This window comes from Winogradskyella sp. (assembly GCF_013213975.1).
Taxonomy (GTDB): Bacteria; Bacteroidota; Bacteroidia; order Flavobacteriales; family Flavobacteriaceae; genus Winogradskyella.
This window is the reverse complement of the sequence record NZ_JABSST010000017.1, coordinates 1-22,220: the sequence shown is the minus strand read 5'-3', so window position 1 is coordinate 22,220 and position 22,220 is coordinate 1. Positions and strand designations below refer to the sequence as shown.

Below are 22,220 nucleotides of genomic sequence, written 5' to 3'. Positions count from 1 at the left end.
TAAAGTCGCTTTTTTTATTATTAATATCTAAATGTTAATTTCCCCCAGCCTCTAGTGCTTCTAATTTATCCTTAGTTGCTTTATATTTTTCTGTTTCGCCTAAGGCACCATAAACATTCTTTAACTGATTAAGAATATCTAAGCTATTACTCCCTGGATTATTCTCGATAAATGCTTCTAAATATCCCGCAGCATTAGTAAAGAATACATTCTTTTCAGCCTTTAGTTCATCATATCGCTTATTATCTGCCGCAGAAGTACCTAAGGTATTCATTTCATCGTTTATAGCATTTCCTCTGTTAATTTCTATTGCAGATAAGTTTAGTGCTGCATCTGAATAACTAGGCTTATAAACTAATGTCTTTTTAAAGGCATCAATTGCATATTCATATTGCTTTGCTTCCATTGCTAAAACCCCTACATTATAGTTTAGTTCTGGATTTTCAGGATCCATATCCAAAGCTTTTTGATAAAGCTCAGCAGCCTTTTCCTCATTTCCTAACTTCAAATAAACATTTCCTTCAGATAGAATTAAATTATAATCATTAGGGTTATCAGCTTTAGCATCCTCAATTGCAGCTAATGCCTTTTCATTTTCGCCCTTATTCACAAAAATGATAGCTATATTTTTTACAATATCCGCTCTCCTAGAATTAGATAAGGCTTCTCTAGGTTTAATGTGTGTTTTTAAAGTTCTAACCGATAAATCTCTACCTGACTTATCAGAAAATAGTTCCTCTTCACCAGTCTCTTTATTGGTAGCATAATAATTCGTTTTAACTCCAGTGTATCCTAAATCTTTCAACTCAATAAAATACTCAAGTGCTTTATCATAATCTTGATCTTCTACAGCTGAATACGCTGCATTAAATAAATATGTTGTGTCTTTAGGGGAAATTCTATACACCTTTTCAAATCTAACCGCAGCAGTTTTGTAGTCTTTATTGTTGAAAGCGTTATTTGCTTTAGTTATGAATGAATTGAACATTTGCGATTTCATTTCATTTGCCTGTTCGGTATATTTCAATTTACCCATTGCAGACTCTAAAGTCTTTAACTCGTCTAGCGATACTACAGCCTCATTTATATCTTTATCTGTACCCGCACCATTTGCATATAATGCTTGAGCTTTTAAAAAGTAAAATTTTGCCTTTGTTTTATCGTCCATGCCCCCCATTAACGCTTCAGCAGCTGCCACAGCAGATTTTGCATCAGAAAAATTCGAATTCCTAATTGCCTTCTCAATGGCCTTTACCTCGTTTTTTTGTGCATAAGACAATGTAGTTACCGCAAAGACCAGTACTAATGTCATTAATTTTTTCATTGTGTAATATTAGTTTTGTTATTAATTTTTAGTTTTCAGTTTCATTATTATCAAGAGCCGTGCCATCTTCATTCTGACCGCTATCTTCTGTTGTTTCGGTATCTTCTGCAACATTAGATTCTTCATCTTCATCTTTCATAACCTTAGCTACAGCAGCAATTGAGTCTTTACCTTTTAAATTAATCAGTTTCACACCTTGAGTAGCTCTACCCATAACTCTTAGATCTGCAACTTCCATTCTAATGGCGATACCCGATTTATTAATAATCATTAAATCATCGTCATCTGTTACATTCTTGATAGACACCAAGTTACCTGTTTTCTCTGTAATAGATATGGTTTTTACTCCTTTCCCACCTCTATTGGTAATTCTATAATCATCTAAACTAGATCGCTTTCCATAACCATTCTCAGACACCACTAAGATGTTACTTTCCATATCATTAACTGCAATCATGCCAATAACTTCATCTTCCTCGTGACCTAATGTTATTCCTCTAACACCTGACGCATTTCTACCCATAGGTCTCGTTTTGGCTTCTTCAAACCTAATAGCTTTGCCAGAATTTAAAGCTAGCATCACTTGACTTTCACCTGTGGTTAATTTAGCTTCTAGTAAGGTGTCATCTTCCTTGATGGTAATTGCATTAATACCATTAGTTCTTGGGCGAGAATACTGCTCTAAAGAAGTTTTCTTGACTTGACCCTTCTTCGTTGCCATTATGACATAATGACTGTTAATGTAATCTTCATCTTTGAGATCTTGAGTACATATAAATGCCATCACTTTATCATCCTGCTCAATATTAATCATGTTCTGAATTGCTCTGCCTTTTGATGTTTTAGCACCTTCTGGTATTTCATAAACACGCATCCAAAAGCACTTACCTTTCTGAGTAAAGAACAACATGTATTGATGATTAGTACCAACAAATAAATGTTCTAGGAAATCTTCATTTCTGGTTGTAGACGCCTTTTGCCCTACTCCTCCTCTATTTTGTGTTTTGTATTCAGTTAATGATGTACGCTTAATATATCCAGCATGAGAAATTGTAATTACAACCTTCTCGTTAGGGATCATATCCTCTATACTAAGATCACCTCCTGCATATTCTATAATAGAACGACGCTCATCACCATACTTATCTCTAATAACTTCTAATTCAGACTTAATAATATCCATACGTCTATCTTTCTTATCTAAGATATCCTTAAGATCCTCAATGGTCTTCATAAGCTCCTCATACTCAGCACGTAACTTATCTTGTTCTAAACCTGTTAACTGACGCAGGCGCATTTCAACAATGGCCTTGGCCTGGATTTCAGTTAATTCAAAACGCTCAATTAATTTAGCTCTTGCTTCTTCAGCATTGGCAGAAGCTCTAATTAAAGCTATAACTTCATCAATATTATCAGAGGCAATAATAAGACCTTCTAAAATATGCGCGCGCTCTTCAGCCTTTCGCAATTCATATTTAGTTCGTCTCACTACTACTTCATGTCTATGCTCAACGAAATAGTGTATTAATTCTTTTAAGTTTAACAATTGTGGCCGACCATTGACTAAAGCAATATTGTTAACGCTAAAAGATGATTGTAAGGCCGTGTACTTGTAAAGCTTATTTAAAACAATATTCGGAATAGCATCACGCTTTAAAACGTAAACGATGCGCATCCCCTTTCTATCTGACTCATCTCTAATTGTTGATATACCTTCTAATTTTTTATCATTTACCAAGTCTGCAGTTTTCTTTATCATGTCTGCCTTATTCACTTGATATGGTATCTCATTAACTATAATGCATTCCCGACCATTAACCTCCTCAATATTGGCTTTTCCGCGCATCACAATTCTACCGCGACCCGTATGAAATGCTTCTTTAACTCCATCATATCCATAGATAGTACCACCCGTTGGAAAATCTGGAGCTTTAATGTGCTGCATAAGCTCATCAACTTCGATATCGTTATTATCTATATAAGCAATGGTTCCATCAACCACCTCTGTTAAGTTGTGAGGTGGCATATTTGTTGCCATACCAACGGCAATTCCAGATGCACCATTAACCAATAATCCAGGTATACGTGTTGGTAATACTGTAGGCTCTTCTAGTGTGTCATCAAAGTTTAATTTGTGATCAACAGTATCTTTATCGATATCGGCTAACATTTCCTCAGAGATTTTTTGCATTCTTGCCTCTGTATAACGCATCGCCGCAGGACTATCACCGTCAACAGAACCAAAATTTCCTTGACCATCAATAAGCATGTATCGTAAACTCCATTCTTGTGCCATACGCACCATTGTGTCATAAACTGAGGTGTCACCATGCGGGTGATATTTACCTAATACTTCACCAACAATTCTAGCGGATTTTTTATGTGCTGTATTAGCTCTAACTCCAAGTTCATGCATACCATAAAGTACGCGTCTATGAACGGGCTTTAAACCATCTCTTACATCAGGTAATGCACGTGACACAATGACCGACATTGAGTAGTCAATGTAGGCTGATTTCATTTCATCTTCAATGTTAATTGGAATGAGTTTTTCTCCTTCTGCCATATATAAAAATAATTAGTTCTTTTTGTAGGTTTTCAAAACGTGCTAATATAAGCATTTCAGTAGTGTTTGAAGAGATACACAATGCCGTTTTTACGAGTTTTTATTAACAATTTTTGATATCTTTTTAGTTAATAAGTATCCATAGATTTGCTTTGATTTGAAATGCTTTTTTAGTCTCTTCGTCTAGCCATATTATTTAAGGTATGGTTTTTGACATATACCTAATATGTTTTTATTATTTTTAATGCAGAAAGGAATATACTATGGACGATAATTTTTCCCCAAGAGTTAAGGATGTTATAGCATACAGTAAAGAGGAGGCATTGCGCTTAGGCCATGATTTTATAGGAACCGAGCACTTAATGTTAGGCTTGTTACGTGACGGAAATGGAAAAGCTATTGATATTTTGAGTTCATTGGATATAGATCTTAATCATTTAAGAAGAAAAGTTGAGATTTTAAGTCCTGCAAACCCCAATATAACCTCGACATCCAATGAAAAGAAAAACTTGCATTTAACAAGGCAAGCTGAGCGTGCTTTAAAAACTACATTTTTAGAAGCAAAGTTGTTTCAAAGCACTTCAATAAATACCGCTCACTTATTGCTATGCATCTTAAGAAATGAAAATGATCCAACCACAAAACTATTGAATAAACTTAAGGTGGATTATGATAACGTAAAAGAAGAATTTAAATCAATGATAACAAGCGAAGACGATTACCTAGACCAGCCAAAAGCAGAATCATTCTCAGACGATGATATAAATGAGGAAGAAGAAGCAAAACAAAATCCTTTTGGATCAAGCCAGTCCGGAAAAACAAATAAAAAATCCAAAACACCTGTTCTTGATAATTTCGGAAGAGACTTAACTGTTCTTGCTGAAGAAGGAAAACTGGACCCTGTAGTTGGGCGTGAGAAAGAAATTCAGCGTGTATCTCAAATTCTGAGCAGACGCAAAAAGAACAACCCTTTACTTATAGGTGAACCTGGTGTGGGTAAATCTGCTATCGCAGAAGGCCTAGCGTTGCGTATTGTAAAACGAAAGGTCTCAAGAACACTGTTTAATAAGCGTGTTGTTACATTAGATTTAGCGAGTTTAGTGGCAGGTACAAAGTATAGAGGTCAGTTTGAAGAACGCATGAAGGCTGTGATGAATGAACTCGAAAAAAATGATGATATTATTTTATTTATAGACGAAATTCATACCATAGTTGGAGCGGGTGGTGCGACCGGAAGTTTAGATGCATCCAATATGTTTAAACCAGCATTAGCAAGAGGAGAGATTCAATGTATTGGTGCAACAACATTAGATGAATACAGACAGTATATTGAGAAAGATGGTGCTTTAGAACGTCGTTTTCAAAAAGTAATTGTTGAACCAACTTCTGTTGAGGAAACCATCGAAATTCTAAATAATATCAAATCTAAATACGAAGAACACCACAACGTCGATTACACCGATCAGGCTATTGAAGCGTGTGTGAAGTTAACGAATCGCTACATGACGGAGCGTTTCTTACCAGACAAAGCAATTGATGCTCTAGACGAAGCTGGTTCTCGCGTACACATTACAAACATCGATGTCCCAAAACAAATTCTTGAATTAGAACAACAACTAGAAAAGGTCAAAGAAACCAAGAATAGTGTTGTTAAAAAACAAAAATACGAAGAGGCAGCTAAACTTAGAGATGACGAAAAACGTTTAGAAAAGGAATTAGCATCTGCACAAGAAAAATGGGAAGAAGAAACCAAACAACATAGAGAAATCGTTACCGATGACAATGTTGCAGATGTTATCTCTATGATGACTGGTATTCCTGTTAATAAGATTGCTCAGACGGAACTTAATAAACTGGCACAGTTACCAGAATTAATCAAAGGAAGGGTCATTGGTCAAGATACAGCTGTCGGAAAAGTAGTTAAGGCTATTCAGCGAAATAGAGCTGGATTAAAAGACCCTAACAAACCTATTGGGTCCTTTATATTTTTAGGTCAAACAGGCGTTGGTAAAACGCAGTTAGCAAAGGTTTTAGCACATGAACTGTTTGATAGTAATGAGGCGCTTGTAAGAATTGACATGAGCGAATACATGGAGAAATTCGCGGTTTCTCGTCTTATTGGCGCACCTCCAGGTTATGTTGGGTATGAAGAAGGAGGACAGCTAACAGAAAAAATTAGACGTAAACCTTATGCTGTTGTTTTATTAGATGAAATTGAAAAAGCACATCCTGATGTATTTAATATGCTATTGCAAGTATTAGATGATGGCTATCTAACCGATAGCTTAGGTCGCAAAATTGATTTTCGAAATACAATCATCATAATGACCTCAAATATTGGTGCTAGAAAACTGAAAGACTTTGGTACTGGTGTTGGATTCGGAACATCCGCAAAGGAGGCGCAAGAGTCTGATTACGCTAAAGCAGTTATAGAAAATGCGCTTAAAAAAGCTTTTGCCCCTGAATTCTTAAATCGTATTGACGATGTTATTGTCTTTAATGCTCTTGAAAAAGAAGACATCAACAAAATTATCGATATTGAATTAGTTAAACTTATTTCAAGAATAAAAGATTTAGGATATCATCTTGAGCTTACTGATGAAGCTAAAGATTACATTGCCGAAAAAGGATTCGACAAGCAATATGGTGCAAGACCTTTAAACAGAGCAATCCAAAAGTATGTTGAAGATGCACTAGCTGAAGAAATTATAAATGCAAAAATTCAAGAAGGTGATACCATTACAATGGATTTAGATACTAAGAATGATGAATTGAAAATTAAAGTTAAAGGATCAAGTAAAACAACGGAATCCTAAGTATACTCAACGATTATTATTAAAACTCCTTCAATTTGAAGGAGTTTTTTTTTATATTAAAGAAACAAAAACCAATTTTCATGAAAGAAAAACTTGTCTTCGACTTTTGTGATATGACCATTTACGATAATTATGTGGTTAATGTAATGAAAGAAGGAGTTAATCTTACACCAGAATATAATGCTGTATTAGTAGACGTTGCTGAGACCTATTATTCGGACAAACCTTTTATATATATTACACATCGTTTAAATTCATATTCAGTAGACCCCAAAATTTATTACGAAACATCAAAAATTAAAAACCTGAAAGGATTCGCTGTTGTTTCAAATAATTATAAATCTAAAATTAATGCTCAAATAGAGCAACGATTTTACAACAAACCTTTTGAAATATTTACAGACTTAAATAAGGCCTTTGAATGGGCTGACGATTTAATAAAAAATCTTGATAAAGCTTAATGTTTAGCTACTCCGTAATTATTTATAAACAACTCTTCAACTTCAATTTCGACATCCTTTAAAAATTGTATTGAATTTTCAATATCAAAATGCAATACTTGGTCCTCCTTAATATAAGGTACTACCTTCCTATAATGCTCTAAAAAAGATTCTAAAAGTGGCGACGTCTTTAGAGGTCTTCGAAATTCGATAGCTTGTGATGCATTCATTAGCTCAATTGCTATAACGCGTTCTATATTTCTGATTAAGTTATAGGCTTGTGTTGCAGCATTTGCACCCATACTCACATGATCTTCTTGGCCATTACTTGACACGATACTATCTACACTTGCTGGTGAGGCCAATTGCTTATTTGCACTGACAATACTAGCCGCAGTGTATTGTGGTATCATAAAACCAGAATTAAGTCCAGGATTATCAACTAAGAATGCAGGCAATCCTCTTAAACCAGACACTAATTGAAATATGCGACGCTCAGAAATATTTCCGATTTCTGCCATTGCTATTTTAAGATAATCTAAAGCCAAAGCCAATGGTTGACCATGGAAATTACCACCTGAAATGATTAAATCCTCATCAGAAAAAATATTTGGATTATCCGTAACTGAATTAATTTCAGTTAAGATAACCTTCTCTACAAAATCTAAAGTGTCCTTAGTGGCACCATGTACTTGAGGAATACAACGGAATGAATATGGATCTTGAACATGTGCTTTCTCTCTTTCAATCAATTGGCTCCCATCAAGAAGTTCATTAAATCGCTTAGCAACTTTGCGTTGTCCAGGGTGTGGTCTTACATCATGTACCAAATCATGGAATGGATCTAATCTACCATCAAATGCATCCAATGAAATTGCAGCGATGATATCAGCTAAATATAACGTCTTGTGAGACATCAATAAAAGATACACACCATAGGCACTCATGAATTGTGTACCATTAAGCAGTGCAAGGCCTTCTTTAGCTTCAAGAGCAATAGGTTCCCATCCAAATTTGTCCAATAATTCGGAAGCGTCATAATTATCGCCATTATGTACTACATTTCCTTTCCCTAATAAGGGCAAAGCTAAATGTGCCAATGGAGCTAAATCTCCTGAAGCACCTAGAGAACCTTGAGTGAAAACAAATGGAAAAATATCATGATTAAAAAATTCAATCAGGCGTTCAATGGTCTGTAATTGCACACCACTATGACCATAACTCAGTGATTGAATTTTAAGTAATAACATTACTTTTACTACAGACTCTGGAACGCGCTGTCCAGTGCCACACGCATGCGACATTACCAAATTTTCTTGAAGTTTGGTTAAGTCATTATTTGATATTTTGACATTATAAAGCGATCCAAATCCTGTATTAATACCATAAATAGGTTTTTTATTAGAGGCTAACTTTTTATTTAAATACGCCTTACTTGCCTTAATTCTTTCAACAGAAGCATCAGACAATTTAAGTTTTTTGTCCTCATTGAAAATATTGTAAATCGTAACTATATCTAGCTTTTCTGAAGAAATGATATGGTAGTTATCCATATTGAAAGATTTATGTTATTCAAAAGTGAGAATATTTTTTGGTTTCGCAACAAATTGTTAATAAATCAACCAGACTTGGTTATCAGCAGATAATGTTTAATTTTATACGAAACAACATCTTATTTATGAAAAAATTATTGCTTTTAGGATTAGTGTTAGCCCTTTTTTCCTGCCAAGAAGAACCTAAAATTGACTATGCTATTGTTTCTGGACAAATTGAAAATCCGACTGATAAAACGGTTTCACTTTTTCAAGGTAGAGAGAAAATTACAGAAATGACTTTAGACCAAGATGGTAAATTCAGTGACACCTTAAAAATTGAAAATGGATATTATAATTTAGATCACGGCCGTGAAATGGCTTCGCTCTATCTAGAACAAGGAGATAACATTATTGTAACTTTAGATACTAAAGAGTTCGATGAGACCATATCATTCTCTGGAATAGGTTCCGAAAACAACACCTATCTATCTAAAAAAGTTTTGTTTGACGAAAATTCTAATTTTGACTTTGAAAAAGTTTATGCCATGAATGAAATGGAATTTATGGCGACTATGGAAGAAGTAAAAAGCTCAAAATTAGAATTACTTAAAAGTGTAGAAAATGTTGGCGAGACCTTTAGAACCAATGAGCTCAAAAATATTAACTATGAATATTTAGTTAATCTTCAAAATTATCAGCCTGCGCATCGTTACTACACTAAAAATAGTGAGTTTAAACCGAGTGAAGAATTTTTAAAACGTCTAGAAGATATAGACTATACTAATGAATCAGACTACAATAATTCACAATATTATCAAAGACTTGTTCAATCTCATTATTCGGAAAAAATTAGAAATACAGACAATCCAGCAGATATTTTCAAAATGATTAATGCAGAAGCTTTTCCTAAATTAAAACAAGATTTAGCGGATATGTTGAATTTTCAAATCTCACCTAATAACGAACACAATGAAGACTATTATAATGGTCTAATGGCGCTGTCGTCCGACGAAAAATACAAAGAAAACTTAACTATTAAGTATAATAAAATGAAGAAACTCGTAAAAGGTAAACCGTCTCCACAGTTTACAGATTACGAGAATCATAAGGGAGGTACAACGTCTTTGGAAGACTTAAAAGGTAAGTATGTATATGTAGATGTTTGGGCAACTTGGTGTGGACCATGTATAAGTGAAATACCTTCATTAAAACAAGTAGAAAAGGACTTTCACGGAAAAAATATTGCGTTTGTTAGTACATCAATTGACAGAGCAAAGGATCATAATACATGGGTTGAAATGGTTAAAAACAAACAACTGGGTGGTACACAATTAATGGCTGATAATGCTTGGCAATCTAAATTTGTTCAGGACTATGCTATTGAAGGTATTCCTAGATTTATTTTAATAGATCCTGATGGTAATATTGTAAGTGCAGATGCACCACGTCCATCCGACCCTAGGTTGGTTGAAATGTTTAAGGAATTAAAATTATAAATTAAAAAAAAAGCCTTCAATGAGAAGGCTTTTTTTATTGGTCTTGGTCTTGTTGCTGTTCTTGTTCTGGTTGCTTAAACAAATCTATATAAGCTTCTCCAAGTGTTTCGATTATATGACTTGCTATTAAACTCTGGTAACCAAAATCCTCAAGAGAAATATCCGCCGATTTGACATGCAAATACACTCCAAACATTGTTGCGGTAAGGGGTTCATAACTTTGGGCAATCAGTCCTGTTATTATTCCTGTTAATACATCTCCACTACCTGCTGTTGCTAATCCTGGATTGCCTGTTGTATTAATATAAAGCTTATCACCAGCTACAGTTATAGAATTTGCACCTTTTATTAATACAATGAGCTTATGGGTTTTAGAAAACGCTTTGACTTTATCTAATTTGTCAAAATCATCAGTCCAAGAACCAATTAACCGCTCAAGTTCTTTTGGATGTGGAGTTAGAATAGATTGTTCTGGGATTAGTTTTAAAAGGCTCTTTTTACTTGATATTAAGTTTAAAGCGTCAGCATCAATAACTAAAGGCAATTTATTTTGCTTTAAGAATTTTTCAAAAGCCTTAGCTGTATTTTCAGAAGTCCCTAACCCTACTCCTATTCCAATGGCATTAGGACTAATATCAAAATCAATACTGTTAATTGTTTTTTCGCCATCAGTTAAAACCATAATCTCTGGTAATGCAGCTTGTAAACTATGGTAGCCGCATTCTGGAACAAAAGCCGTAACTAATCCAGCACCAGACGTTAAAGCCGCTCTACTCGCTAAATTAACAGCACCGATTTTACCATAACTACCTCCTATCATGAGCACGTGCCCAAAATTACCTTTATGAACAAATCTATCACGTGGTTTATACATAGGTAGGACTTCAAACTTCGAAATCAATTCTACGGCTGTTTCTGTTTGCATTAAATAACCGCTATCTATACCAATATCGAGAACCTCCCATTGAACGGAATACTTTGCAGTTTCCGGCAAAAAGAAAACGAGTTTTGGAGATTGAAAACTTAAAGTATAATTGGCATGGACAACAGCATTTTCATCTTCTACAGCTTTATCTGTATATAAGCCTGAAGGAATATCAATAGAAAGCGTAAAAGCTTTCGAAGCTCTCCACATTTGAAAAAGGCCTTGAACCCAATCATTTGGTGGACGGTTTGCACCTATTCCAAATACGGCATCTACAATAATATCACGCTCCTCTATTACAATATCAGAATAATCCGTTTCACAGCTTAACATGAGTGGCCAATCCTTAGTAACATCTTTGATACGTTCATAATTGGAAAGAAATCCTTTAGACCGTTTATCGCTACAATTAACAATGTAGGTAATCACATTATAACCATGTGTAATTAAGTGACGTGCTAATACTAGTCCATCACCACCATTGTTACCAATACCACAAAATACATGAATAGGAACTTGAGCACCTTGCATTCTCATATGTATCCAATTAAATATTTGGTTGCCGGCGCGTTCCATAAGATCTGTTGGACCTAAGTTTTGAAGTTCCATAGTAAGCTTATCGCCCTCGTATATTTGTTCTTTAGAAAATACTTTCATCTAATTATTCTGTATCTTGAAATTCTAATTGTAAAAATAAGATATTCCCACACAACAGTAGAGTCTTCACTTTTTTAATTATAATGGGATATCAAACACATTGAAACTAATAGACTTCTATTAAGATTAGTACCTTTAAGTGATGCCACCTTTATTTTACAACTGATGAACACATCCAACTGGTTCTAATATATTGGAGAAAGGCAAATCAATACTTTAAATCAAGCCTCACACAACATCGCTAAAAAAAGTATATTCACAACTAGATAATCTTAATTTTATGAATAAGGTCCTTATTCTTAAAGAAGATGGTACAAAATTAGGTGCTTGCAGACTCTATCACAGAGATGCTAAATCTAATCCAGATATCGGCTTTGTGTTTTAATAAGAATTTGAAAGTTTTGGATGAGCTTTTGAAGCTAGTAAGGCTCTGATGCATTTAAGTATGGCTGATTATGGACTTAAAGAATTATGCATCTCAACCTTAGAATACAATTTTGAGTTCATGAAAACTATTATAATAGTTGCAATCTAATTTAGTTAATGTTGACTTCCTACTTGACAGTAAGGATGAACTTCTTCATTACCAGTGAAATTTTGAATTCAAATAACACTTTAGCTAAAATAAAAGTGGATCATATAGTTTTTGTACTCTAAAACCATTTAATAGTTACATTTATAGCCATTAAATGTGACTATGCGAAGATTAGCGCTTATCCTTATAATTATACTGGTGCCAACTCATCTGATTTATGGACAACAGTTTACTTTAGAAACAGCGTTATCTTCTACTGTTAAAGAATCTTCTGGACTATTATATCTTAACAATACACTTATTACCCATAATGACAGTGAAAATAGCAATCAGCTTTACGATATTGATGCGTCAAATGGTAATGTTCTCCGAACAGTTACAATTTCAAATGCAACAAATATAGATTGGGAAGATCTTACGTATGACGACAGTTATATCTATATAGGTGACTTTGGAAATTATCAAGGAGACCGCACTAATCTTAGGGTTTATAGAGTTGCAATTGCCGATTATTTTGCATCAACAAATGTTACTGCCGATATTATCAATTTTAATTACAGCGATCAAACTGATTTTACACCGAATCCTTTGGCAACTAATTATGATGCAGAAGGGCTCATTCATTATAATAATAACCTATATGTGTTCTCAAAAAATTGGATGGATGGAAACACCAATATTTATGAACTACCAAAAACTGTTGGCTCGCACAACATTTCAATTATAGATACTGTAGTTGCTCAAGGATTAGTTTCTGGCGCAACATATAATGCTTTGACTAATACAATTGTACTGACAGGATATAGTTTCAATGGATCGTTTTTAATTGAATTAAGTGGTTTCAATTCAGGCTTATTTTCAAACGGCACTGTAACCAAAACAAGTATTGAACCACCTACAGACTATTCAACACAAATTGAAGCTATTTTTCCGATAAATACCAATGAGTATTATATTACAGCTGAAGAAAACGGATCTTCCAGTTCTGGATTATATAGTTTTAACACGGCGACACTTGAAACTTCTGAATCAGAAAATATCGACTTTGGCTTTTATCCAAATCCAGCACAAACTCATTTCAAATTAAACAGAGACGATCTTAAAACCGAAATTTACTCATTAACAGGTCAACTCTTAAGAAGGTCAAAAGAACAGTATATTGATGTTACAGATTTACCGGAAGGCATTTATATTCTAAAAATTCAACATAATTCAGGAAAGGAGATAGCCAAACGATTAATCATTTATCGTTAATTATCCGAGAATTTTCACCAATAATTCCTTAAGCAAATCACCTTGTGGTACGGCATTGGAACCAACACCTTTACTTTTTACATCAAACTCTCGTAGTAGGGAAATTACGGCACTCACTTTTTTCATTGGATAGTTCCGCGCTGCTGCAAGGTACTCGTTCACAAAATATGGATTAACCCTCAAGGCTGAAGCAACACTACGAGGATTCTTATCTGCAAGTCCATGAAGATGCAACAATTGCGAAAAGAAATTAAATAACAAAGCAACAGTTACTACCATTGGGTTATCCTTAGGATTATCAGCAAAGTATTTTGCTATCTGATGTGCCTTAAACGTATTACGCTCACCAACAGCCTTGCGCAATTCGAAGTTATTGAAATCCTTACTGATTCCAATATTCTCCTCGATATGTTCTGGAGTTATCTGAGTGCCTTTTGGAAGAACAATCTTTAATTTATCCAATTCATTATTCACCTTACTTAAATCGGTTCCTAGAAACTCAACCAACATCTGTGCTGCCTTCGGTGAGATATCATATCCTTGCCCTTTTAGAACACGTCTAATCCAATCCGGTACCTGATTGTCATATAACTTTTTACTTTCAAAAACTACACCTCCCCCTTTAGTTATAGTCTTGTATAGTGTTTTACGTTTATCTAGTTTTTTATACTTGTAATTAATTACTAAGACTGTTGAAGGTTGAGGATTTTCGGCATACTGTGCGAGCTTCTCTATGGTACGACTTAAATCTTGAGCCTCCTTAACAATCACCACTTGACGTTCTGCCATCATTGGATAACGCTTGGCGTTACTCACGATATCATCAATGCTAATATCTCTTCCGTATAATACCATTTGATTAAATCCTTTTTCAGCTTCATCTAAAACATTGTTTTCAATAAAATCTGAAATTTTATCAATGTAGTAGGCCTCTTCACCCATTAAAAAGTAAATAGGTTTAGGATGACCCTTCCTAATAGCATCAACAAGTAGTTTTACGTCGTCCAATCTCTTAAATAGTTTGCGCGAATGGCATTATGTATTAATTTTGTGTAGTGCAAGAACTCAACTTTCCAAAGTTTGAATACCGTTTCAAAAGTACAGAAAATAAAATTTCTATTTTTGATGTAATTCGGAAAAAATTCATCATACTTCAACCTGAAGAATGGGTGCGCCAACATTGTATACACTACCTTATCAACGTAAAAAAGTTTCCATTATCTTTAATAAATGTGGAGAAGGGAATAACTATAAATGGCCTAAAAAAACGTTACGATATCGTGATTTTTAATTCAGATGGCAGTATTCACCTTATTGTAGAATGCAAATCTTATAACGTTGAAATTAATCAACATACATTTGATCAAATTGCACGCTATAATTTAACCCTAGATGCCAACTATTTAATGGTAACTAATGGGATAAATCACTATTATTGCCAAATGAATATGCAAGAGGAACGCTATGCATTTCTAAAAGATATACCAGAATATTCGCGAGTGTAACATGTACAAACAAAAAGACATAGCTGTTGTTATATTAAACTGGAATGGTAAGGCTTTACTTCAAAAGTTTTTACCGCCTTTACTAGAACATTCTGGTGATGCTGCAATCTACCTTGCAGATAACGCATCGACTGACGATTCCATCAATTTTGTTTCCGATAAATTTCCTTCTGTTAGAATTATAAAAAATGACGTTAATGGTGGCTATGCCAAAGGTTATAATGACGCGTTATCACAAGTTAATGAGGCTTTACTTTGTCTACTTAATAGTGATATTGAAGTTACTAATAATTGGCTTGAGCCCATCTTACAAGAATTCAACACTAATGAAGATACGGCAATTATTCAACCTAAAATTTTAAATTATACATCTAAAAGACTATTTGAATATGCTGGCGCAGGCGGTGGGTTTATTGATAAGTATGGCTATCCTTATTGTCGAGGACGTGTCTTTAATACCATTGAAGAAGATAAAGGTCAATATAACGATAAGATAGATGTGTTTTGGGCCTCTGGAGCTTGTTTTTTTATTAGAAATGTCGTTTTTAAGCATTTACATGGTTTCGATGAATTATTTTTTGCCCACATGGAAGAAATCGATTTATGCTGGAGAGCATTTAATGACGACCATAAGGTAAGATATATTGGATTATCGACGGTTTACCACGTTGGGGGTGCTACATTAAGCAATACCAACCCGCGTAAAACCTATCTTAATTTTAGGAACAGTTTATGTACTCTAGTCAAAAATGCAGACAAAAATGTATTCACCATTACTTTAGTGCGAATGACCTTAGATGGAATTGCTGGAATACGATTCTTATTGCAACTTAAGCCGCAACATTTTTTTGCTATTCTAAAGGCACACGCTTCTTTTTACACCAAATTAAGATCCATACTTAAGGCGCGCAAATCTCAGAAAAAACGTAGCAACTACTATCAAACCAAGTCTATTGTCTGGTCTTATTTTATTAGAAACAAGAAATATGTGTAATTGTTTATAAAACTGTTAAAAGTTTTGTTAATGAATGTCATGTCAATTTTTCTTTTCTCTACTTTTGATAAGTAATAATTTATATTTATAAAATTGAACTAATTATGAAGAAATTAATGTCAGTCGGCGTTTGTTTTATGCTTCTGTTAGCCTCATGTGTATCTAAAAAAGATTATTTAGCCCTTGAGGCCAAACAACAAGAAACACAGGACTTACTGAATAGTGCAACTGTCAAACTAAACAAATGTTTATCCGATGAAGCCGCAGCGAATGCTAGAGTTGAAACAATGAAAGACCAATTGGCAGATTTAAGAAAGGCCAATCAAGATTTAATTGATACTAAAGGAAATCTAACCACCTTAACCCAAAAAGGTGCTGAAAACCTTGAGAAATCTTTAGAAAGTTTAAAAGAGAAAGATCTAAAAATCTCAAGATTGCAGGACGCATTAAATAAAAAAGACAGTGTAACTTTAGCGTTGGTTTCTAGTTTAAAAAAGGAAGTTGGAATTGATGATCCGGATATTAATGTTAATGTAGAAAAAGGTGTTGTGTTTATTTCCATAGCTGATAAACTGCTATTTAAAAGTGGTAGCTATAACGTAACTGATAAAGCTAAGGAAGTTTTAGGAAAAGTTGCTACTGTGATTAACGGCAAGCCAAATTTTGAAGCCATGGTAGAATCTCATACTGATAATGTATCTTACAGTAAACCACCATTATTAGATAATTGGGATTTAAGTGTTAAACGTGCTACTGCAGTTGTTAGAGTTTTGGAAGAATTAAAAGTTAATCCTGCAAAGCTCATTGCTGCTGGTCGTAGTTATCACGTGCCATTAGTGGCAAATGACACTGCTGAGAACAGAGCGAAAAATAGACGTACCCGCATTATTGTGTTACCAAAGATTGATGAGTTTTATGAAATGATAGAAGAAGAAATGAAAAATCTTTCTGAAGGAAATTAAAAATAGATTCTTTGAATAAGTAAAACCCAATGCAAACGCATTGGGTTTTTTTGTCAATCTTTAATAACTTTAATAATCTCAGGTAATAAGGCTATTGCTGTCAGTACTACAGCACTATTGCGTCCTTTTTCTGGCTTAGCCTCAGCTTTATTCTCTACGACAACAGATTCTTTTTGTCGCAGTTGAACGTCAACTTTTGGCTTTGGAATTCGTATCATTACAACTGAATTTTCAGATGATGCAGTAAACTTTTCCTTAGCATTTTTATAGGCTAATTCTATTCCATCAGTTTCCAAAAACTTTATGCTCGATTTTGGATTTTCAATGGCATACATAAGCTTCTTGCTTTGTATACCATCAGTCCAGTTTAGAATTTGACCATTAATTTTATCATATGAAATAACACTGATTGTGTCTTGAGCGGTCAACCTTGACGTAAGTAGCTTAAAAGCTTGCTTAAGTACAACCTTATCCTCAATATTAAAACTGTCACCGTGTGATTGTATAAGGAATGTGATATTTCTAACAGGAATAGAATCTGTTACCGTAGGATACTCCTCAATAATAAAATTGATGAAGTTTTCTATAGAAACAGACTTCGTCTCTATATGCTTCTCTTGAGCTTCCATAACAATAAAGAAGAGTGCAGTTATTAAAATTGTGATACGTGTTTTCATTGGATCTACATTTAAAGTTGATATAAAACTAGATGCAGTTCCTTGAAATTTAAACTCAGAATGAGTGAAGTAAGTCTTTGAGTGAGTTTACGTTATCTGGTGACCAAGTCTAATGTTTTTTGGCGCTGTATTTTACCATTCACTGTTTCTACAAACTTATCTACAGCATAGATATGTTTTGGAACTTCAAACTTTGTAAGGCCTTTTACGCGTTTAATTCTATTAGAAATACTCTCAGCAGAATCCCTAGGATTTTCTATAATGAGAACTAGGCGTTCACCTAAATCCTCATCATCTTGACCTGCCACAATAAAACGATCATCAATTACCGGTTGTAATTTATCCTCTATTTGCTCAGGAAATAGTTTTACACCACCAGAATTAATAACATGGTCAAAGCGACCTAGCAATTGAAAACTAGATTCAGATTTTAAATCCACCACATCATTAGTAACTAAAGGTTCATTAACGAGCTTTGTAGCATTAACAATTAAGCAGTGACGCTCATCTTGTTTAAAAGTTACATTTGGTAACGCATTAAAATAAGTCTCGCCTTTTAAAACTTTAGACTCTAGCTGTCTTACAGCAACATGTGTTACAGTTTCGGTCATACCATAAGTTTCAAAAATACGAGAATCGCTACCTTTTATAAGCTGTACAATCGGTTGTGTAACCTTAGATCCGCCTACAATAATTGTCTTGATATTATAAGTGTATTTAATAGTGTGCTTTAATTGTAAAGGAATCATTGCACAAAAATCATAGTGTTTTTCGTAATCAAAAATAGGATGAGAACTTGGTTCTACACAATCAATTTCAAGTCCTAAGATCATAGCACGGACCAACATCATTTTACCTGCAATATAATGACTAGGCAAACAATTCATGGCTTTATCACCAGGTTGCAAACCAAAAAAATCTCCTGTAGCCAAAGCAGAATTGACCATGGCTTGCTTTTGTAGTTTGATGGTTTTTGGTTTTCCTGTAGAACCTGAGGTATTAACCAATAAATAGTCCTTATCGTTGAGCCAGTCAATTAAAAAATTCCCTGTAGCCTTTTCAAACGCCACACCTTCTTTTATTAGGCTATAAGCAACCTCCTTTAAATCGGAATGATTAAAATGTAAACCGTTAAGCTTAAATCTATTATGGACTTTATTAAATTTGGGTGCTTTCATTATCCTTGATTTACTCTATAATTTTATAATCCTCTTTTGGAGGCTCTGTAACACGTCCAAATAAACGTTCTTTCCAATTGTTCCAACCGTAAACTCTCGAAAGAATGAATAAAATTATTGGAAACATCACAAAAACAGGAATGGCTATATCTACAAGTGCCGCGTCTGACGGATCTGACGTATCCTTTAAAATAGAGTGCGTTTGAAATGCCGTCCAATCTGCAGTAACTAAAAGTGCCGTAAATAAATTGTTAGCTGCATGGAATCCGAGGGCTAGTTCTAACCCTTCATCCATCAAGGTCATAATGCCTAAAAATAAACCAGTACCGATGTAGTAGATCATGATTACATAACCTAATTTTTCTACCTCAGGATTGGCAATATGAAGCATCCCAAAGACTACAGAAGTTATCAATAAGGGAAACCATCTATTTTTGACAGCAACACCAATCCCTTGCATCAAATATCCTCTAAATAAATACTCTTCGCAACTGGTTTGTAACGGCACCATTAAAATGGCCACAACGGCCAGAATTAAAAACTTACTGAGATTAAAATTCCATTCATAATTCTCAGGAGACATAAAATAGTCTATCAGTACTAGACCAGATGATAAAATACCCCAAGCAAAAAATATGGTCCAAAAGCGTTTCCAATCAATCTTCTTTCTAGCAGTTGTTAATTGGGTTAGGGTCATTTTATGCAACCATTTATTGACTATAAGAATTCCTAAAAGGCCTATAGCGAAGGACAACAGCATTAAAAACAAATTGAGATTAGACTCCAATAAAGTCATCATATTATTCTCATTAAGTTCAAACAAGTTTAAACCTTGATTTTGAGCTTCAATAAAAACTGCAGCAGTAAATGGTAACTGTCCAAGTATCACAAACACAACTATAATAAATGTGCCAATCAAATACCGCCAACCTTCATGAAGTCCTTTAAATGCTTGTTGTATATAATTCATAATTATAAATTAAAATTCCAATCTTTTTCTAAATCGTATTGCAAAGTACCATTTTTTACCGTTAATGGCGAATCAAAATTGTTGGTGAATAAACTTCCTGTTCCTAAACCTTGAGGTAATTTATTCTCTAAAGTAAACGTCCATTGCGCAATGGCATTTAACCCTATATTACTTTCTAATGCACTGGTCACCCACCATTTAATATTTCGGTGTTCTGCGGCCGAAATCCATTCTCGGCTTCCTTTAAATCCTCCTATTAAACTAGGTTTTAAAATAATGTATTGCGGCTTAATTGTATCTAACACATTTTGCTTGTTTTCATTTGTGAAGACTCCTATTAATTCTTCGTCTAAAGCAACAGGAAATGGTGCTTGTTCACAAAGGAATGCCATGTCTTCAAACTGTTTTGGTTTAATAGGTTGCTCTATAGAATGCAATTGGTAGTGAGACAAACGTTTTAATTTCTCTAGAGCTTCTTTTGGAGAAAAGGCTCCGTTAGCATCCACACGCAATTCAATATCAGCTACTGAAAACTCATTTCGAATAGACTTTAAAATAGCTAACTCAGTTTTAAAATCTATGGCACCAATTTTTAGTTTAATACAGGTAAATCCAGCCTCGATTTTTTCAGATATTTGTTGCCTCATAAAGGCTTCCGAACCCATCCAAACCAGTCCATTTATGGGAATATGATCAAAACCTTTTGTAAACGTTGAAGGAAACAAGAGAAACTCACTTGAACTTTCAATAGACTTGAAAGCCATTTCTAAACCAAACTGAATACTCGGATACTCTATTAATTCATTTAATAAATGTTCTAAGCCTAAATGAATATTACTACAAGTCCATTGTAATTTAGCCTCATACTCTGGGCAATCATCAATTGATAAACCTCTCAATATTCCACATTCTCCAATGCCTTGTTTACCATAATCTTCAATGATAATAAACCATGTTTCTTTAGTGGCCATGACACCTCTTGAGGTACCACTAGGACGTTTAAAATTGAGAATGTATTTAACGTATTTAGCCTTAAGCATACTAAATTTTATGATGCATACTAAATTGTAATTGGCCCTTACCCCAAGCATTGGTCTTTTGGTTCATCCAGCCAAATTGAAATCTTATTTTCGAGTTCAGTACATATCCAAAACCTAAATACGTTCTATTTCTATCAAAAATTTCAACTTCTCTTCCATCACCAATATCTGTCTGTCCATTTATAAATAGCTCATTATATAGAGCTAGATAAATAGCCTTGGGACTAAGCTCTTTAGCATTTAAAGGCACATTTAAGAATAAGTTATAGCGATAGCGCGTTCTAAAATCTTGGTTTTCGACAAATCGTTGCTCGTATCGGAATCGGTGTGTTACATAAAATCTATTCCCTAATTTTTGAGGAATCAGTGCTTCTTGATAGATACGGCTCTCTCCTGAGGTGTCATCACTTTCACCAAACTGTCCTGTTGTAATATTTCCATACCCTAAAGTAAACATTACACCAGCATTTTTTGGTGAGTACGTTAGTCCTGATCTAAGAAGTAATTGCTCCATGTCACCCAATCCTTGCCAGTCACGATATTGAAAATCTCCTTGAATTCCCCATTGACTTTCGTTGAACTGAAGATTATAAAAATACATGTACCAGGCACCAGTCTGTGATTCATCTACTTGAGAAAAACTAGAATTGAGACTAAAGATTAAAACAAAAACTAAATAGGTATACTTCATAATAGTGTTTAATACGTTTTGAAAGCTCAAAAATACGGAACAGTCTATTTTAAAGCGAGAATTGTTTAAAATTTATCTTATTTTTAGCAAAAAGAAATGCCAGATTTCCCAAATATTATCCTCTACGCTATTCCGTTTTTTATCCTAGCAATGCTGCTAGAATTATATGTGACAACTCGAGCACAATTAAAACACATAAAAGGTTACGAACCTAAAGATGCGTTGTCTTCAATTGCCATGGGCTTAGGAAATGTTATCCTAGGTTTTGCCAGCAAGGCTTTGGTACTTTTAGTCTTTTTTTGGGTTTATAATAATTTGAAAGTATTTGATATTCCTGTTGCCTGGTGGTCTTTTGTTTTGTTATTTTTTGCTGATGATTTTTCGTATTATTGGTTTCATAGAATTTCTCATGAATGTCGCATCTTTTGGGCTTCGCATGTTGTACATCATTCATCCCAGCATTATAACCTGAGTACAGCTTTAAGACAAACTTGGTCAGGAGGATTCTACACCTTCATTTTTTGGTTGTGGCTGCCGTTACTTGGTTTTCATCCCGCAATGATATTACTTCAAATGTCGATTAGCTTACTCTATCAATTTTGGATTCATACTGAAGCTATTGATAAAATGCCAAATTGGTTCGAAGCTATTTTTA

At 34.2% G+C, this 22,220-nt stretch carries 18 protein-coding genes; 8 read left to right on the top strand and 10 right to left on the bottom strand.

The window, feature by feature from the left end:
* Positions 1-34: 34 nt before the first annotated feature.
* Positions 35-1,324: a tetratricopeptide repeat protein gene (locus HRU49_RS03705; RefSeq protein WP_296354297.1), complete on the bottom strand. Its 1,290-nt coding sequence runs from the start codon at positions 1,322-1,324 to the stop codon at positions 35-37.
* Between the two features lie 28 nt (positions 1,325-1,352).
* On the bottom strand, positions 1,353-3,890 hold the full coding sequence (gene gyrA / locus HRU49_RS03700) for a DNA gyrase subunit A (RefSeq protein ID WP_296354294.1): 2,538 nt from the start codon (positions 3,888-3,890) through the stop codon (positions 1,353-1,355).
* A 263-nt stretch (positions 3,891-4,153) separates the two neighbouring features.
* Here gyrA and HRU49_RS03695 point away from each other — a divergent pair, with 263 nt between their 5' ends.
* Together HRU49_RS03695 and HRU49_RS03690 are read left to right on the top strand one after the other, a co-directional pair.
* Positions 4,154-6,706 carry an ATP-dependent Clp protease ATP-binding subunit gene (locus tag HRU49_RS03695; RefSeq protein ID WP_296354292.1) on the top strand — a complete coding sequence of 851 codons (2,553 nt, stop codon included), beginning with the start codon at positions 4,154-4,156 and terminating at the stop codon, positions 6,704-6,706.
* Positions 6,707-6,786: 80 nt separating this feature from the next.
* Positions 6,787-7,167, top strand: a complete 381-nt coding sequence (locus HRU49_RS03690; RefSeq protein ID WP_296354290.1) for a hypothetical protein — start codon at positions 6,787-6,789, stop codon at positions 7,165-7,167.
* Here the strand turns inward: HRU49_RS03690 and hutH are convergent.
* Entirely contained in the window at positions 7,164-8,699 is a 1,536-nt protein-coding gene (hutH, locus tag HRU49_RS03685; RefSeq protein WP_296354288.1) for a histidine ammonia-lyase, read from the bottom strand. The two genes, HRU49_RS03690 and hutH, sit on opposite strands and share 4 nt — an antisense overlap.
* A 125-nt stretch (positions 8,700-8,824) precedes the next feature.
* Between hutH and HRU49_RS03680 the strand changes: the two genes are divergently transcribed.
* Positions 8,825-10,177: a TlpA disulfide reductase family protein gene (locus HRU49_RS03680; RefSeq protein ID WP_296354287.1), complete on the top strand. Its 1,353-nt coding sequence runs from the start codon at positions 8,825-8,827 to the stop codon at positions 10,175-10,177.
* Positions 10,178-10,211: 34 nt separating this feature from the next.
* Here HRU49_RS03680 and HRU49_RS03675 read toward each other — a convergent pair whose 3' ends face one another.
* Positions 10,212-11,759 (bottom strand): NAD(P)H-hydrate dehydratase, encoded by a 1,548-nt coding sequence (locus HRU49_RS03675; protein ID WP_296354285.1) that lies wholly within the window; start codon positions 11,757-11,759, stop codon positions 10,212-10,214.
* Between the two features lie 697 nt (positions 11,760-12,456).
* Here HRU49_RS03675 and HRU49_RS03670 point away from each other — a divergent pair.
* Complete coding sequence (locus HRU49_RS03670) at positions 12,457-13,548, top strand: T9SS type A sorting domain-containing protein (protein WP_296354283.1); 1,092 nt, start codon at positions 12,457-12,459, stop codon at positions 13,546-13,548.
* Here HRU49_RS03670 and holA read toward each other — a convergent pair whose 3' ends face one another.
* Complete coding sequence (gene holA, locus HRU49_RS03665; protein WP_296354281.1) at positions 13,549-14,556, bottom strand: DNA polymerase III subunit delta; 1,008 nt, start codon at positions 14,554-14,556, stop codon at positions 13,549-13,551.
* A gap of 47 nt (positions 14,557-14,603) precedes the next feature.
* Between holA and HRU49_RS03660 the strand changes: the two genes are divergently transcribed.
* From HRU49_RS03660 to HRU49_RS03650, 3 genes are all read left to right on the top strand, one after another.
* Positions 14,604-15,053 carry a type I restriction enzyme HsdR N-terminal domain-containing protein gene (locus HRU49_RS03660; RefSeq protein WP_296354279.1) on the top strand — a complete coding sequence of 150 codons (450 nt, stop codon included), beginning with the start codon at positions 14,604-14,606 and terminating at the stop codon, positions 15,051-15,053.
* 1 nt (position 15,054) lies between these two features.
* Positions 15,055-16,047: a glycosyltransferase family 2 protein gene (locus tag HRU49_RS03655; RefSeq protein ID WP_296354277.1), complete on the top strand. Its 993-nt coding sequence runs from the start codon at positions 15,055-15,057 to the stop codon at positions 16,045-16,047.
* A gap of 104 nt (positions 16,048-16,151) precedes the next feature.
* The gene (locus HRU49_RS03650; RefSeq protein WP_296354275.1) at positions 16,152-17,009 is read left to right on the top strand and encodes an OmpA family protein; all 858 of its coding nucleotides are present in this window, start codon (positions 16,152-16,154) and stop codon (positions 17,007-17,009) included.
* 53 nt (positions 17,010-17,062) lie between these two features.
* Here the strand turns inward: HRU49_RS03650 and HRU49_RS03645 are convergent, their stop codons facing one another.
* From HRU49_RS03645 to HRU49_RS03625, 5 genes are all read right to left on the bottom strand, one after another.
* Positions 17,063-17,686 carry a hypothetical protein gene (locus tag HRU49_RS03645; protein ID WP_296354273.1) on the bottom strand — a complete coding sequence of 208 codons (624 nt, stop codon included), beginning with the start codon at positions 17,684-17,686 and terminating at the stop codon, positions 17,063-17,065.
* A gap of 92 nt (positions 17,687-17,778) precedes the next feature.
* Positions 17,779-18,864 carry an AMP-binding protein gene (locus HRU49_RS03640; protein ID WP_296354271.1) on the bottom strand — a complete coding sequence of 362 codons (1,086 nt, stop codon included), beginning with the start codon at positions 18,862-18,864 and terminating at the stop codon, positions 17,779-17,781.
* A gap of 10 nt (positions 18,865-18,874) precedes the next feature.
* The gene (locus HRU49_RS03635; RefSeq protein WP_296354269.1) at positions 18,875-19,834 is read right to left on the bottom strand and encodes a CPBP family intramembrane glutamic endopeptidase; all 960 of its coding nucleotides are present in this window, start codon (positions 19,832-19,834) and stop codon (positions 18,875-18,877) included.
* Positions 19,835-19,836: 2 nt separating this feature from the next.
* The gene (locus HRU49_RS03630; protein WP_296354267.1) at positions 19,837-20,874 is read right to left on the bottom strand and encodes an o-succinylbenzoate synthase; all 1,038 of its coding nucleotides are present in this window, start codon (positions 20,872-20,874) and stop codon (positions 19,837-19,839) included.
* Position 20,875: 1 nt separating this feature from the next.
* Positions 20,876-21,565 carry a DUF2490 domain-containing protein gene (locus HRU49_RS03625; protein WP_296354264.1) on the bottom strand — a complete coding sequence of 230 codons (690 nt, stop codon included), beginning with the start codon at positions 21,563-21,565 and terminating at the stop codon, positions 20,876-20,878.
* Positions 21,566-21,661: 96 nt separating this feature from the next.
* On the opposite strand from HRU49_RS03625, the gene HRU49_RS03620 reads away from it, so the two are divergent.
* Positions 21,662-22,220 (top strand): sterol desaturase family protein (locus tag HRU49_RS03620; RefSeq protein WP_296354262.1); only part of this gene is annotated, 559 nt, incomplete at its 3' end.